We start from the raw sequence: 229 nt of genomic DNA on the forward strand, positions 1-229 counted from the left end.
TCAGCTAGACATTAAAACGCTTGTGGCCATACCCGCCATTGGGCGTGCTAGCCAGGCACCGCATCCGAAGTACAATGCCGAGAATTTTATATACAATCAAAAAACCGACACTTACACATGCCCCGAAGGACATAAACTAACCAGTAACCAAAGCCACTATAAAACAAGAAACTACACTTTTAAACAGTACAAAACCAAGGCGTGCAAAGGTTGTCCAGTTCGCAGTTTA

Annotated in this window: 1 pseudogene; it reads left to right on the forward strand. The window is 43.7% G+C overall.

Features of this window, described 5'->3' with window-relative positions:
- Positions 1 to 229: pseudogene (locus FHP04_RS14660) on the forward strand (IS1182 family transposase); the annotation flags it as partial.

It is taken from the genome of Aequorivita sinensis, from assembly GCF_006346335.1.
Classification (GTDB): Bacteria; Bacteroidota; Bacteroidia; order Flavobacteriales; family Flavobacteriaceae; genus Aequorivita; species Aequorivita sinensis.